Annotated in this window: 15 protein-coding genes; 7 read left to right on the top strand and 8 right to left on the bottom strand. The window is 61.2% G+C overall.

All coding sequences use genetic code 11. The features are described 5' to 3' along the window. Positions 1-49: 49 nt before the first annotated feature. The 4 genes from LH464_RS16910 to LH464_RS16895 form a co-directional block, all read right to left on the bottom strand. Positions 50-604 carry an RBBP9/YdeN family alpha/beta hydrolase gene (locus LH464_RS16910; protein ID WP_226787571.1) on the bottom strand — a complete coding sequence of 185 codons (555 nt, stop codon included), beginning with the start codon at positions 602-604 and terminating at the stop codon, positions 50-52. 149 nt (positions 605-753) lie between these two features. Beyond that, positions 754-2,055, bottom strand: a complete 1,302-nt coding sequence (gene purB, locus LH464_RS16905; protein ID WP_226787570.1) for an adenylosuccinate lyase — start codon at positions 2,053-2,055, stop codon at positions 754-756. 82 nt (positions 2,056-2,137) lie between these two features. Beyond that, entirely contained in the window at positions 2,138-2,806 is a 669-nt protein-coding gene (gene rpe, locus LH464_RS16900; protein ID WP_226787569.1) for a ribulose-phosphate 3-epimerase, read from the bottom strand. Between the two features lie 56 nt (positions 2,807-2,862). Then, entirely contained in the window at positions 2,863-3,936 is a 1,074-nt protein-coding gene (locus LH464_RS16895; RefSeq protein ID WP_226787568.1) for a branched-chain amino acid ABC transporter substrate-binding protein, read from the bottom strand. A gap of 173 nt (positions 3,937-4,109) precedes the next feature. Here LH464_RS16895 and LH464_RS16890 point away from each other — a divergent pair, with 173 nt between their 5' ends. From LH464_RS16890 to LH464_RS16860, 7 genes are read left to right on the top strand one after another with little or no spacing between them, the layout of a single operon-like run. Continuing rightward, complete coding sequence (locus LH464_RS16890) at positions 4,110-4,604, top strand: flavin reductase (protein ID WP_315859673.1); 495 nt, start codon at positions 4,110-4,112, stop codon at positions 4,602-4,604. A 21-nt stretch (positions 4,605-4,625) separates the two neighbouring features. Beyond that, positions 4,626-5,555, top strand: a complete 930-nt coding sequence (locus LH464_RS16885; protein ID WP_226787566.1) for an AAA family ATPase — start codon at positions 4,626-4,628, stop codon at positions 5,553-5,555. 4 nt (positions 5,556-5,559) lie between these two features. After that, a complete protein-coding gene (locus LH464_RS16880) occupies positions 5,560-6,810 on the top strand; it encodes a vWA domain-containing protein (protein WP_226787565.1) in 1,251 nt (416 codons plus the stop codon). Next, positions 6,807-7,133: an XdhC family protein gene (locus LH464_RS16875; RefSeq protein WP_226787564.1), complete on the top strand. Its 327-nt coding sequence runs from the start codon at positions 6,807-6,809 to the stop codon at positions 7,131-7,133. The genes LH464_RS16880 and LH464_RS16875 overlap by 4 nt, the downstream gene beginning before the upstream one ends. Further along, positions 7,133-7,828 carry an XdhC family protein gene (locus tag LH464_RS16870; protein ID WP_226787563.1) on the top strand — a complete coding sequence of 232 codons (696 nt, stop codon included), beginning with the start codon at positions 7,133-7,135 and terminating at the stop codon, positions 7,826-7,828. Before LH464_RS16875 ends, LH464_RS16870 begins: the two co-directional genes overlap by 1 nt. Positions 7,829-7,830: 2 nt before the next feature. Continuing rightward, positions 7,831-9,465 (top strand): NTP transferase domain-containing protein, encoded by a 1,635-nt coding sequence (locus LH464_RS16865; protein ID WP_226787562.1) that lies wholly within the window; start codon positions 7,831-7,833, stop codon positions 9,463-9,465. Between the two features lie 2 nt (positions 9,466-9,467). Next, positions 9,468-9,806 carry a TfoX/Sxy family protein gene (locus LH464_RS16860; protein ID WP_226787561.1) on the top strand — a complete coding sequence of 113 codons (339 nt, stop codon included), beginning with the start codon at positions 9,468-9,470 and terminating at the stop codon, positions 9,804-9,806. Here the strand turns inward: LH464_RS16860 and LH464_RS16855 are convergent. The 4 genes from LH464_RS16855 to LH464_RS16840 all read right to left on the bottom strand — a co-directional run bounded on the left by LH464_RS16855 (position 9,803) and on the right by LH464_RS16840 (position 13,807). Further along, positions 9,803-10,228, bottom strand: a complete 426-nt coding sequence (locus tag LH464_RS16855; RefSeq protein WP_226787560.1) for an NUDIX domain-containing protein — start codon at positions 10,226-10,228, stop codon at positions 9,803-9,805. The two genes, LH464_RS16860 and LH464_RS16855, sit on opposite strands and share 4 nt — an antisense overlap. 6 nt (positions 10,229-10,234) lie before the next feature. After that, positions 10,235-11,764, bottom strand: coding sequence for a DEAD/DEAH box helicase (locus LH464_RS16850; RefSeq protein WP_226787559.1), 1,530 nt, complete (start codon positions 11,762-11,764; stop codon positions 10,235-10,237). Between the two features lie 184 nt (positions 11,765-11,948). Then, positions 11,949-13,229: a M23 family metallopeptidase gene (locus LH464_RS16845; RefSeq protein WP_390625000.1), complete on the bottom strand. Its 1,281-nt coding sequence runs from the start codon at positions 13,227-13,229 to the stop codon at positions 11,949-11,951. 110 nt (positions 13,230-13,339) lie between these two features. Beyond that, entirely contained in the window at positions 13,340-13,807 is a 468-nt protein-coding gene (locus LH464_RS16840; protein WP_226787557.1) for a peroxiredoxin, read from the bottom strand. Positions 13,808-13,887 lie beyond the last annotated feature (80 nt).

Raw genomic sequence — 13,887 nt, 5'->3', positions numbered from 1 at the left:
TCGGCCGACGCGGCTTTTTTTTATTGATGCGTCTGGCGCATTGTGGTCTTCAGGCCTTCAGCTGAGAGAGGAACTGTGCGAACACCATCGTGCCCTCAGGCCAAGGCCCATGGCCGCTCTCCGTATTGATGTGACCGGACTCTCCCGCATCGACAAGCGATGAGCCCCAGGCGCTGGTGATATCGCCGGCGTGTTCGTACGACCCGAACGAATCGTTACGGCTTGCCACGGTCAGCGCCGGAAACGGCAGGGGATCTCGCGGATAGGGCCCGAACGTCATCAGGTGCTTCGGCCGAATGGCCGGATTGTCCAGTTCGGGCGGGGCGACGAAAAATGCTCCCACCACGCGCGTCCTGAAAAGCGGGATGGCATGGATCGCCGCCGGGATACCCAGGGAATGCGCGACCAGGACAACCGGCCGCGTGGCCGCATTCACTTCCTCGGCGACCCGTGCGACCCAATCCTCGCGGACCGGTTTAGACCATTCGGCCTGTTCAACCCGACGCGCGGTCGAAAGTTTTTCCTGCCACCGGCTCTGCCAATGGCCGGGTCCGGAGTTCGTGTAGCCCGGAATGATCAGAATATCGGCTTCGGATGCTTTCATGATGGCGCCGATTTGAGAAATCGAGGCCCGGAAGTCAAGGGAGGAGGCAATATATGCGGCAAATTCTATGGGCTGGGAGCTCCACCGCATCAACTCAAACAAAAAATGCCGCCGATGCGGCGGCATTTTCCTTGTCGTGTAGGCCTGGTTCAGCCGAATACGCGCTGGAAGATCGTGTCCACGTGCTTGGTGTGGTAGCCGAGGTCGAACTTCTCGCGGATGTCTTCTTCGGAAAGTGCTGCACGCACTTCGTCGTCGGCAAGCAGTTCCTCGAGAAAATCCTTGCCCTGTTCCCACACCTTCATGGCGTTGCGCTGGACGAGGCGATAGGCGTCCTCACGCGAAACACCGGCCTGCGTCAGCGCCAGGAGTACGCGTTGTGAATGAACAAGTCCGCGGAACTTGTTCATATTGTTGATCATGTTCTCCGGATAAATCAGAAGCTTGTCGATCACCACGGTGAGGCGTGCGAGCGCAAAGTCGAGAGTGACCGTGGCGTCCGGGCCAATCATCCGCTCGACCGAAGAATGCGAGATGTCCCGTTCGTGCCAGAGTGCGACGTTCTCCATCGCGGGGAACGCGTACGAACGGACCATGCGGGCGAGACCCGTCAGGTTTTCCGTGAGTACCGGATTGCGCTTGTGGGGCATTGCCGACGAGCCCTTCTGGCCCGGCGAGAAGTACTCCTCCGCTTCCAGCACCTCCGTGCGCTGCAGATGCCGGATTTCGGTGGCGACGCGCTCGATAGAGGAGGCGATGACACCGAGGGTCGCGAAATACATCGCGTGACGGTCACGCGGAATGACCTGGGTCGACACCGGCTCGGCCTTCAAGCCAAGGGCCGCAGCGACATGCTCTTCCACTCGCGGATCGATGTTGGCGAAAGTGCCGACCGCACCGGAAATCGCGCAAGTCGCGATTTCCTCGCGAGCCGCCATCAGACGGGTCTTGTTGCGATCGAATTCCGCATAGGCCAGCGCCAGCTTCACGCCGAAAGTCGTCGGCTCGGCATGGATTCCGTGGCTGCGGCCGATGGTGACCGTGTCCTTGTGCTCGAATGCGCGCCGCTTCAACGCCTCAAGCAGCTTCTCCATGTCGGCGAGAAGGAGATCGGTCGCTCTCACCAGCTGGATGTTGAAACAGGTGTCCAACACGTCTGAAGACGTCATGCCCTGATGCACGAAGCGGCTGTCCGGACCGATGAACTCGGCAAGGTGGGTGAGGAAGGCGATGACGTCATGCTTCGTAACAGCCTCGATCTCATCGATACGGGCGACGTCGAAGGTGGCCGAGCCGCCTTTTTCCCAGATCGTTTCGGCTGCGCTCTTCGGGATGACACCGATTGCGGCGAGAGCGTCGCAGGCATGCGCCTCGATTTCGAACCAGATGCGGAACTTTGTTTCCGGCGACCAGATGGCGACCATTTCTGGTCGGGAATAGCGGGAGATCATGGGCGTTTGCCTTCCATCGACAACGGGTATGGGGCCGCTTTAGCAAGAAGCGGAATGAAGCTCAACGTATGGGACTGCCGTATCAGGCAGTTGCAGCGGAACGCAGTGCGGATATGCGCTGACAATAGGATTCGACGCTGTTGCCCTGGAAGACGGCAGAACCGGCAACAAAGACGTTGGCGCCGGCGATCGTTGCCGCACCGATCGTCTCGACCGTGATGCCGCCATCGACCTGTAACTCGATCGGGCGGCTGCCGATCAACGCCTTGGCCGCCTTGATCTTGTCCACCATGGCGGGGATCAACTTCTGGCCGCCAAAGCCGGGGTTGACGCTCATGATGAGGATCAGGTCGACATCGTCGAGCACGTTCTCAAGCACGGAAAGAGGCGTGGCAGGATTGAGCGTTACACCGACCTTCTTGCCCAGAGAGCGGATCGTCTGCAGCGAGCGATGAAGATGAGGGCCTGCTTCCGCATGAACGGTAATGCTGTCGCATCCTGCCTTGGCAAAGGCTTCGAGGTAGGGGTCTGCGGGCGCGATCATCAGGTGGCAATCAAAGAACGCCTTTGTATGCGGGCGCAGCGACTTGATGACGTCCGGCCCGAAGGAAATGTTCGGCACGAAATGACCATCCATCACATCGAGATGGATCCAGTCCGCTCCCGCCTCGGTCACGTCACGGACTTCCTGCCCGAGTCTGGCGAAGTCTGCGGCAAGAATGGAGGGCGTGATGCGGATCGGCAGCGTCATGATGGGGTCTCCGGTCTATTTGGGCCCGCTGTACCACCGCTTCCCGGCAGGAACAATCATTCCGTGGGGATATCGGCGACAACAAAGCGGCCATCCCGCCATTCCTGCAGCCGCAGTGGACTGTCCGACAGTTCGTGCCGTTCCGTCAGCGCAACGGGGCCAAGCACCGTCTGAAAGGGAGTGCCGGGAATTGCATCCGGCAATACCTCTGTTCCGGCCCGCTCGACAGCCTGGCCGACAACCTGCACGGCAGCGTAGGAGGGCAGCACATAGCCATCCGGCTCGATGTTGCGACTGCGCAGCAAGGCCGTCGCGTCGGCAGCCGGTGCAATTGCCGCGTAATCGGGCAGGGCGACCGCCATGACGCCCTGGCGCAGAGGCACGGGACGATCGGGGGCACGCATGGTGTCACCGGCGAGAAGGTTGAGGGGAATGTTCTCCTCTCCTGCATCGCGGGCAACGATCGCCACGTCGTTGCGGTCCCCCCCGACGACCACATGGGTAGCTCCGGCCTTTTGCAACCGGCGAACAAGCGCTACCTGTTGTTCCTGCCCCGGCCGATAGGTGTCGACGAAGACCGGCGAGATGCCACCCGCCTCGATGATCTGCCTGACGGAGCTTGCCAACTCGCGGCCGTAGATAGTGCCGTCATCGATGATGGCGATAGGCTCCGCTTGCCATCGCGCCAGGATGACCTCGCCCATCTTCTGGGCTTCGTCACCCTCCGCGGGCGCCAGGCGGAAAAGCGGCCAGCCCTCGCGCAGCGCGTCCTCCATCAGTATCCTGGAGCGGACGCCAACGGTGATGGCGGGAATATTCGCTGCTGCGAGGCCCGGCAGGATATCCGACAGGGTTTCGGTGCAGAGGAAACCGACCGCCGCGACGGCCTCGGCATCGATCATCTGCTTTGCGAGCTTGGCGTTGCCGCCCGCTTCGCAGCTTTCCGGGAGTTCGACGATCGAATGTCCGGAGGCTTCTGCTGCCGCACGCGCGCCGTCAAAGACCTGCTTGCCCAGCAGCGCATAGGGTCCGGTTTGGGGCGCGACCACCGCGATCGTCGCCGCCGTGGCCATTGCCGTCGCGAAGAGTGTGGTCAGGGCGGTCGTGGTTGCGAGCAGCCAGATGCGCATCGTTGTCCCGTTATCCGTTTGTCGGCCTCACATTTAGCTGGCTGGTCGCCAGCGTCAAAGAGAATCGGATATAGACAGTACGATCCATGAAAGCCGGAAAGACGTAGACAATACGCGGCGGGGTCTCCATAACCGGCTCGATGGCAGCGACCGGCATCCTCTCGGAGAAGCATTTGACAGAGCAGCAGCAGCTTGACCCTGTGGTCTATCGCAACGGGATGGCTCGGTACGCGGGCCATGTTCAGGTGGTGACGACGGAATACGAAGGGGTAAAGCGCGGCGTCACCGTTACCGCTGCTTGCTCGGTCTCGGATAACCCTCCCAGCCTGCTCGTCTGCCTCAACAGCAGCAACGCCAACAACGAGATCTTTCTCAAGAGCGGCGTTTTCGCATTGAATTCGCTTGCTGCCCATCATCAGAGCCTTGCGATCGGTTTTGCCGGCTTGTCTGCCGTCGCTGCCGAAGACCGTTTTGCATCGGGTGAATGGCAAACGCTCGTCACCGGCGCGCCGGTTCTTTCCGATGCCGTGGTCTCCTTCGATTGCCGCCTTACCGACGTCAAGCAGGCCTCCACCCATTTCGTCCTTTTCGGCGAAGTGGTGGCAATGCATTTCGGTTCGTCGAGCTCCTCGCTGATCTATCTGGACCGGGGCTTCCGCACGCTCTAGATTTCGTTTCATGGAGGATCCATGACCGAACCGAAAGCATCCCGCATCCCGTCCTCAATAGACGAGACGATCACGCTTCTGGAGGATCAGGACTATCTCGCCGGTCGCCAGCTGGCGACGGTGATATTCCTCGCGCTGCGGATGAAGCGACCGCTCTTCCTCGAAGGTGAGGCTGGTGTCGGCAAGACGGAGATCGCCAAGACGCTCGCCAAGGCGCTCGATCGTCGCCTGATCCGGCTGCAGTGCTACGAAGGCCTGGATGTCGCCTCGGCGGTTTACGAATGGAACTACCCGGCGCAGATGCTGGATATCCGTCTGTCCGAAGCGGCTGGTGTTCGCGACCGGGAGAGGCTGGAAGCCGACATCTTCTCCGAGCGGCATCTGATCCGCCGTCCGGTGCTGCAGGCACTGGGAGAGCCGGGTTCGGCAGCTCCTGTGTTCCTTATCGACGAACTCGACCGCACGGATGAGGCATTCGAGGCGTTTCTCCTGGAAGTGCTGTCCGATTTTCAGGTGACGATCCCCGAATTTGGAACGATCAAGGCGCACGAGCCGCCAATCGTGATCATCACCACGAACCGCACCCGTGAAATACACGACGCGTTGAAGCGACGGTGCCTCTACCATTGGGTGAACTACCCGGACGCGGCGCAGGAGCTGGAGATCATCCGCCGAAAGGTGCCTCACTGTGCTGACGCCCTTTCGCAACAGGTGGTGGCCTACGTGCAGAAGTTGCGCAGGCTGGATCTCTTCAAGAACCCGGGCATTGCCGAATCCATCGATTGGGCCACGGCGCTCACGGAACTCGACAAGCTGGCGCTCGATCCGGAGACGATCGCCGACACACTTGGAACGTTGTTGAAGTATCAGGACGATATCGCCCGCATACAGGGCAGCGAGGGGCAGACACTGCTTTCGGACGTGAAAGCTGAACTGTTGGCCACAGGTTGAACCCATGCAGGTAACGGAAACGGAAGATACAAGCACAGGGCGAGCCACCAGGGGCGAGGGCCGGCTGGCCGAAAACATAGTATATTTTTCGCGCGCGCTGCGCCGCGCCGGATTGAAGACCGGTCCCGGGGATTCCGCCGATGCGATCGTGGCCGTCGATGCTATCGGCATCGGCTCACGGCTGGAATTTCACGCCGCGCTTTCCGCAGTTTTCGTCAAGCGACACGAGGACCAGCCGGTCTTCGACGAAGCCTTCGACCTGTTCTGGCGAAGCCGTGATCTGGTCAGCAAGATGATCGCCCTGATGTCGCCCAAGGCAGCAGGCGGGCGGGATAAACCGAAGCCGGGCCAGAGCCGGGTGGCGGATGCCTTGTCGGCGGACCGGGGCCAAGCGCCGGGAAGAAAAAACTTGCCCGAGGTGGACGTCGATGCACGGCTGACGACCTCGGCGCGTGAGGTTCTGAAACGCATGGATTTCGCGCAGATGTCTGCGGCCGAGGTGGCCTTGGCACGGCGCGAAATGACCCGGCTCGCAATGCCGTTTGATACGTTTCCGACGCGTCGCTTTCGCCGATCGACCTCGTCGTCCCGCATCGACGCCCGAGCCACCATGCGCAACGCGATGCGAAGCGGTGGGGACCTTATCCTGCCGCGTTTCAGGGAGCGCAAAAGGGCACCGCCGCCGCTGGTTGTCCTTGCCGACATCTCCGGGTCGATGAGCCAATATACCCGCGTCTTCCTCCATTTCCTGCACGCGCTGACCGAAAAGCGTGCGCGTGTGCAGACCTTCCTTTTCGGGACGCGCCTGACCAATGTTACGCGTCACATGCGCCGGCGAGATCCCGACGAGGCACTTGCGGCCTGTTCGAACGCGGTCGCCGACTGGTCGGGAGGAACCCGGATTGGCGCGACGCTGGCGGAGTTCAACCGGCTCTGGTCACGCCGCGTGCTGGGGCAGGGCGCCATCGTTCTGCTCATCACCGATGGCCTTGAGCGGGAAGGAATAGAAGAGCTGGAGAAGGAAACCGACCGCCTGCATCGGTCCTGTCGGCGCCTGATATGGCTCAACCCGTTGCTGCGCTTCGATGGCTTCGAGGCACGGGCGCGGGGCGTCAGGGCCATGCTGCCGCATGTCGATGATCTGCGATCGATCCACAACCTGCAATCCGTCTCCGATCTGGCGCAAGCATTGAGCGGCGGCCTCTCCAGATCAGGCGATCCCCGCCGCTTTCTTCCCGGGAGGGCTACGGCATGAGCGAGACCGAACTTGCGGATCCATTGATGACCGCCGAGCACTGGAAGGCCGCAGGCCGCACGGTCGCGATCGCCACTGTCATCCAGACCTGGGGCTCGGCGCCGCGCCCGGCGGGAAGCCATCTCGTGATTGACGGGGAGGGCAATTTCGAAGGATCCGTCTCCGGCGGTTGCGTGGAAGGAGCTGTCATCGGCGAGGCACAGGACGTCATAGCCGACGGCAAACCTAAAATGCTGGAGTTCGGCGTCGCCGACGAGACCGCGTGGCGCGTCGGTCTTTCCTGCGGCGGCACCATCCGCGTCTATGTCGAAAGGCTCGGCTGATGCGGATCGAAACCCTGCACGCGCTCAACCTTGCTCGTCACGCCCGCAAGGCCGCCATCCTCGTGACCGACGTCGACGGGCAGGGTGAACAGGTGATCCTTGAAGGCGAACCCGTGGCAGGCGGGCTTGGTGAGGCGGTTCATGCGTCCTTCAGGACGGGCAAGGCGACGCTGGTCGATATTGCCGGCCGAGAGGTCTTCCTCAACGTCCATCTGCCGCCGCCGCGCATCGTGGTCATAGGCGCGGTTCACATCAGCCAGGCACTGGCGCGGCTTGCGCCGGTGGCGGGTTACGACCTGACGATCATCGATCCGCGCACCGCCTTTGCCACGCCTGAGCGTTTTTCCGGCGTCGATCTCATTGCGGACTGGCCGGAAGATGCGTTGTCGAAGCGGCCTCTGGATGCCTATACGGCGCTGGCTGCCGTGACGCACGACCCGAAGATAGACGATTTTGCAATCGGCGAGGCGCTGCGGTGTGGCTGCTTCTATGTCGGGGCTCTCGGAAGCCGAAAGACGCACGCCAAACGGATGGATCGCTTGAAACAGCAGGGGCTGAGCGACGGAGAGATCGCTCGTATCGCGGCTCCCATAGGGCTCGACATCGGCGCCGCAAGCCCGGCTGAAATTGCCGTGGCGACATTGGCTCAGATCGTGCAGGCATTCCGCCGGCGCGACATTGTCACCGGAGGGTGATTGTGCGTTTCGGGACTTTCGCAGTGGTAGAGGCTGGGGGATGCGTGCTGGTACACAGCCTGCGTCTGTCGTCCGGCAGACTTCCCAAAGGCAGGATACTTACGGCAGAAGATATCGACGCCTTGACCGCCGAGGGGGTCACGGAAGTGACGGCGGTCCGGCTGGAGCCGGGAGATATGCTTGAGGACGAAGCTGCTGATGCAATCGCCTCGGCCTTTCGCGACGGCAATACGCGGCGGTCCGACGCCGCGACCGGGCGGGTAAACATCTATGCCGAGGCCAATGGTGTGTTCACGGTCGACCGAGCCACTGTCGACGCGTTGAACCGGATTGATCCCGCCATCACGTTTGCAACGCTTGCCGATCATGCCGCCGTGAAGGACGGGGATATGGTGGCGACGGTGAAGATCATCCCATTGGCCGTGGACCGCCTGAAGGTTGATGCCGCCATATCACTGGTGAGTGACGCCCGGGCTTTTACCGTGAAGCCCTATCTGCCGCACCGCGTCACGCTGATCGCGACCGAACTGCCTACCCTGAAAGTCTCGGTCATGGACCGGACGGCGAGATCGCTGGAGCAGAGACTGGTGCCCTCGGGCAGCGCTCTCAATCGCGAAGTCCGCGTCGGCCACGACACGGAAGAACTAGCGAAGGCGCTGCTTGAAGCGCTTGGCAATGTAAATGATGGACCACAACTGATCGTCATTTTCGGTGCCTCGGCCGTCGCCGATTCGCAGGATGTTATCCCGGCGGCGATCCGTGCTGCTGGTGGAAGCGTCGAGCACGTCGGCATGCCGGTGGATCCGGGAAACCTTCTGGTTCTAGGGAGCATCGGCGAGGTGGCCGTGCTGGGGGCACCCGGCTGTGCACGGTCGCCAAGGGAGAACGGCTTCGACTGGGTCCTCAATCGTATTCTGGCTGGTGAACATCCCACCGCATTCGACCTGACTGGCATGGGGGTGGGAGGATTGTTGAAGGAGATCCCGGACCGGCCACGGCCGCGCGAAGTCCCGACAGGGCCGGGTGACAAGGTCTCGGTCGGAGCCCTCCTGCTGGCCGCTGGCGAGGCGAGCCGCATGGGAAAGGATGGCCCCCACAAGCTGCTGGCAGCATTCGATGGCGTGCCGCTGGTGAGGCGAAGCGCCGAAACATTGATTGCGGCGAAGATCGAGCCAATTGTCGCCATCTCGGGACATCGCCACGACGAGATCGAGGCTGCCCTCGCGGGGCTCGACCTCTCCACCAGATTCAATGCGGATTATCCCTCCGGCATGGCGAGCTCGCTCGTTCTGGGACTATCGCTGCCGGCCTTGAGTGGCTGCTGCGGCGTTCTTGTCATGCTGGCGGACATGCCGGCGGTGACGGCGGTGCATGTGGGTGAAATGATCGACGCCTTTCAGCGGGCGGGAGGGGGCGCGGTCGTGCGCGCGGTGCATAACGGCAAGCGGGGCAATCCGATCATTCTTCCGCATTCGACCTTCGACGCTGTCCGGAAATTGCAGGGAGATGTTGGCGCGCGCGCTGTCGTGGAGACCTGCGGGCTGCCGATCCTCGAAGTGGAGATCGGGCTGGCGGCGCATCTGGATGTCGATACGCCGGAGGCGGTGGTCGCTGCCGGCGGTGTACTGAAAGGGTGACGATGGATACGGCCGCGATCGAGGAAATATTCGAGCCGCTCGGCCCGGTCAGTGTGCGCCGGATGTTCGGCGGCAAGGGCATCTACCATAGAGGCCTGATCATCGCGCTGGAATTCTCGGATGAGGAGATCCTGCTGAAAGCCGACTCAGTCAGTGCGCCCGAATTTCAGGGGGCCGGGTCGCGGCAATGGACATATGAGGGAAAGAAGGGAAAGCCTGTGGCCATGCCCTACTGGACGGTGCCGGATGAAGCGCTCGACGATCCCGATATCATGGTGAAGTGGCTGCGGCTTGCGTACGAGGCCGCCATGCGTTCGAAGAAGCAGGATTTTTCGACTTAGCGGGCCTTGAGCGCCGCGAACGCTGTTGCGGCAAATTCCGAAAGCGGCGCAGGCGGGCTATCGGGGTCGAACCAACCGAGTTCCGACAGCTTGTCCGGTTCCGTCAATTGCGGTTCCCCGGAAAACTCAGTGGCCAGATAGATCAGCGAGACCCAATGCTGGCCATCGGCCTGAATGATCTGTTCTGTGGTGCAGAGCGGTTCGATTGCGCCTGAAATCCGCAGGCCGGTTTCTTCCTCGGCCTCGCGGCGGGCCGCCTCGGCAGCCGGCTCCATGGGATCCACCTTGCCGCCGACAATGTTCCAGCATCCCGCTTCGGGCGCCTTCAGTCGACGGCACAGCAGTACCTTGCCGTCATCGCGCAGGATGACGAGACCCGCACCGACACCGGGAAAATCGATTCCAGGTTTTGCGACAGTCACGAAACGTCAGGCCTTGCCCGCGTTTGCGACGATCAGCATGAAGGCGGGAATATCATCGCCGAAGCCAACAGGTGTCGGGCCATCGTCATGATCGCGATGATGGCGGACACGCCGTTCGCTACGATCGTCGTTGGCAGGAGCGCGGCCGCCTCGGTTGCCACCACGGTCGCCCGACCGATCACCGCGATTGCTGGAATGCGGTGCTCTCTCTGCCTTACGTTCCGGTCTCACCTGTTCTGCCCTGACTTCCACAACGACCTCTTCGATTGCTTCATTTTCCACGACCGGTTCGGGACTGGAAACGGGTTCTGCCCGCTTGCCGCGACTGCGGTCCTTGTCCTTGTCCTTGCCACGACCCTTGCGTCCGCGGTCACTTTCATGACTTTCCATCGGTGCAGGAAGGGCTGAAATATCGCCGTTCGCCCATTCGATCTTTTCGCCGATGAGCTTTTCGATCGCGTCGAGATACTTAGTATCCGCGCGTGTCACGAGTGTGAACGCCTTGCCGGAGCGGCCCGCGCGGCCGGTACGGCCGATGCGATGCACATAGTCTTCGGCGTGGATCGGTACGTCGAAATTGAAGACATGGCTGACGTCCGGGATATCAAGACCGCGAGCCGCGACGTCGGACGCGACGAGCAGCGTGATCTGGTTATCCTTGAATCCCGCCAGCATGGTCGTGCGCGAACGCTGATCCATATCGCCATGCAGGGCGCCGACCGAAAAGCCGTGACGCTCCAGCGAACGGAAGAGATCGGCGACATCCTTCTTGCGATTGCAGAAGATGATGGCGTTCTTCAGCTCGTCCTGAGACTTGATGAGATCGCGCAGCACAGCGCGCTTCTCGTAATCCTTGTTGTGCGATGCGACGAGGCGCTGCGCCACGGTCTTGGCGGTGGAGGAAGGCTTTGCAACCTCGATACGCTCGGGATTCTGCAGGAAACGGTCGGCCAGCTTCTGGATTTCCGGAGGCATGGTTGCCGAGAAAAACAGGGTCTGCCGGGTGAACGGGATCATCTTGGCGATCCGCTCGATATCCGGGATGAAGCCCATGTCGAGCATGCGGTCGGCTTCGTCAATGACCAAGATCTCGACGCCAGTCATCAGCAGCTTGCCGCGCTCACAGTGGTCGAGCAGGCGGCCGGGCGTGCAGATCAGCACGTCCGCGCCGCGTTCCAGCTTGCGTTCCTGGTCGTCGAAGGACACGCCGCCGATAAGCAGCGCGATGTTAAGCTTGTGGTTCTTGCCGTACTTTTCGAAGTTCTCGGCAACCTGCGCTGCTAGTTCGCGCGTCGGTTCGAGGATCAGCGTGCGCGGCATGCGCGCTCGCGCACGGCCCTTCTCCAGAAGGGTCAACATCGGCAGCACGAAGGATGCGGTCTTGCCGGTGCCCGTCTGCGCGATGCCGCAGATGTCGCGGCGCTGCAATGCTGGAGGAATAGCGCCCAACTGAATCGGTGTCGGCGTGGTGTAACCAGCGTCGGTGACTGCAGAGAGGACTTTCGGGCTCAGGCCAAGATCAGCAAATGTTGTCAAAGGGAAATCTGTTTCCGTTCCGGTTCTTGATAGAACACAATGGCCGGTACACAGTATGTGTCCGACCGACGCGGGCCTGATAAGCGGAAACGGCCAGAAAGTCAAGGAAACGCGGCTGATCGCAGCGGATGTGGTGAACGGCTACCAACAAAAGGCGGTGAATGCCGTCTTGCGCATGATTTTCCTATTCGAGATAGGAGGTCAGTTTCATTCCCGCGTTCAGGAAATGCACAGGGTTTATGGCCGCTCCTTCGCGACGAACCTCGTAGTGGACATGAGGTCCGGTTGATCGGCCGGTCGAGCCAGCGCGGCCGAGAACGTCGCCGGATTCTATCGTGTCACCCTTGGACACCAGGATGCGGGAAAGATGGCCGTAGCGCGTGGTGATTCCATGTCCGTGGTCGATTTCCACCAGATTGCCGTATCCGCCGCTAAATTCAGCGGTGACGACTTTGCCGGCCCCCGTGCTCAGCACCTTTGTGCCGGTATCCGCCTGGAAATCGATGCCGGCATGCAGCGCGAGGCGACCGAGAAACGGGTCGACGCGATTGCCGTATTTGCTGGTAACCTTACGGCCTGGGGCAGGATTGCCGTAGGGGAGGGCCTTTGCCGTATCACGGACGACCTCCAGCCGGTTGAGCGCCGCATCCAGTTCGCTGAGCGAATTGTCGAAGACGTTCAGGCCAGTTTCTGGCTCGACGAAGGGACCTCCCAGGGCATTGCCTTCCTGATCGACAAGGGCTTTCACATCGATGCCGGTTTTTTTCATGATCTCGGCGATCACGGATGCCGTCTCGGAGGCGTCGATGGTGAGATCGGAGATCCTTGCCAGCTGATCTTGCTCCAGGTTCTTCAGCGACAGGGTTACCTTGGAAAAGATCCGGTCGGCGCGGTCCGTCATGTTTTCCCGTGATGGCGCATAGGCAAGGCCAAATGCGGATGGTTCGGAAACGGAATGACTACGACCGAGGAGGGTTTCGATGGCGTTGATCCCGTCTCCGAGCGACGCCTTGCGATTTTCATCTGTGTCTTGAACGACGGCGGGCGAGGACTTCAACCCGGACTCTTCGGCGCGATCCAGCAGGGTTCCTACCTTCCCGTGGCGAGAAAACAGGGCGCTCTGCTGCTCGAGCAGCTTCTCTACCTTTTGCTCGACGAGTTGCTGGTCCATCAGTTGCCGAGAGGTCACGCGGTCCAGCTGAGCGCGAAGCGCCGCAATGCGATCTTCGTAGTCGTGCTGCATCCGCGCCTGTCGGGCGATAGTCGCGCCGATCAGGTCGTCGCGTATAATGAGATAGCTCGTCGCCACCAGGTAGCCGATGGAGAAAACTGCAACAAAGCAGACGGCGAGGGCAGTCATCCAGGGGCGAACGGTCATATGGCGAATTTTGTCGCCGCTCGCGAAAATCACGAGGTGTTCTGCGGGCTTGCGCTCAAACGCTCGCCCATGGTCACGCCTTGCCACTGTGCTTACCCCCGTTATCGAACAACCCCATTCGATAACGGGGATTACACACAGTTAAGGTTAATGGAGCCTTTATGGTTGAGGGCTTGGCGTTCGCGTGCCGACCGGTTTCAACTTCCGGTTACCGCCTGGAGCACGTTTTCGGCGTGTCCCGCTACCTTGACCTTCGGCCAATGCGCCCGGATGCGACCGTCGGTCCCTATGAGAAACGTAGACCGCTCGATACCCATGAAGGTCCGGCCATACATGCTCTTTTCCTTCCAGACGCCATAGGCCTGGGCAACATCGGTCGTTTCATCGGACGCCAGGATGATGCCGAGGTCGTGCTTTTTCATGAACTTGTCGTGCCTGGCTGCAGTATCGGGCGAGACGCCGATCACAACGGCCCCGGCTGCAATGAACTGCGGCAGAAGGTTGGTGAAGGCGACAGCTTCGGCGGTGCAGCCGGTGGTGTCGTCCTTGGGATAGAAGTAGAGGACGACAAGGCGATCGCGGAACTCCGCCAGCGAAATAGTGCCGCCGCCGTCTCTCTGAACCTCGAAATCAGGTGCGATGTCACCGACTTTCAGACTGCCCATGTTTTTCCTTTCTTTCGCCAGTATCTTGAGGGAAGAGGCCGGAGATCGTGTATACTATCCCGACCGGCGAACAAATCAGT

The organism is Pseudorhizobium xiangyangii (genome assembly GCF_020531965.1).
In the GTDB taxonomy this organism is placed as follows: domain Bacteria; phylum Pseudomonadota; class Alphaproteobacteria; order Rhizobiales; family Rhizobiaceae; genus Neorhizobium; species Neorhizobium xiangyangii.
Note: the sequence above shows the minus strand (reverse complement) of the source record. Positions and strands in the feature narration are given on the sequence as shown.

Coding starts and splice junctions, on each gene's coding strand:
- LH464_RS16910 (WP_226787571.1), bottom strand. CDS start 604: ATGAAAGCATCCGAAGCCGATATTCTGATCATTCCGGGCTACACGAAC.
- purB (WP_226787570.1), bottom strand. CDS start 2,055: ATGATCTCCCGCTATTCCCGACCAGAAATGGTCGCCATCTGGTCGCCG.
- rpe (WP_226787569.1), bottom strand. CDS start 2,806: ATGACGCTGCCGATCCGCATCACGCCCTCCATTCTTGCCGCAGACTTC.
- LH464_RS16895 (WP_226787568.1), bottom strand. CDS start 3,936: ATGCGCATCTGGCTGCTCGCAACCACGACCGCCCTGACCACACTCTTC.
- LH464_RS16885 (WP_226787566.1), top strand. CDS start 4,626: ATGACCGAACCGAAAGCATCCCGCATCCCGTCCTCAATAGACGAGACG.
- LH464_RS16880 (WP_226787565.1), top strand. CDS start 5,560: ATGCAGGTAACGGAAACGGAAGATACAAGCACAGGGCGAGCCACCAGG.
- LH464_RS16875 (WP_226787564.1), top strand. CDS start 6,807: ATGAGCGAGACCGAACTTGCGGATCCATTGATGACCGCCGAGCACTGG.
- LH464_RS16870 (WP_226787563.1), top strand. CDS start 7,133: ATGCGGATCGAAACCCTGCACGCGCTCAACCTTGCTCGTCACGCCCGC.
- LH464_RS16860 (WP_226787561.1), top strand. CDS start 9,468: ATGGATACGGCCGCGATCGAGGAAATATTCGAGCCGCTCGGCCCGGTC.
- LH464_RS16840 (WP_226787557.1), bottom strand. CDS start 13,807: ATGGGCAGTCTGAAAGTCGGTGACATCGCACCTGATTTCGAGGTTCAG.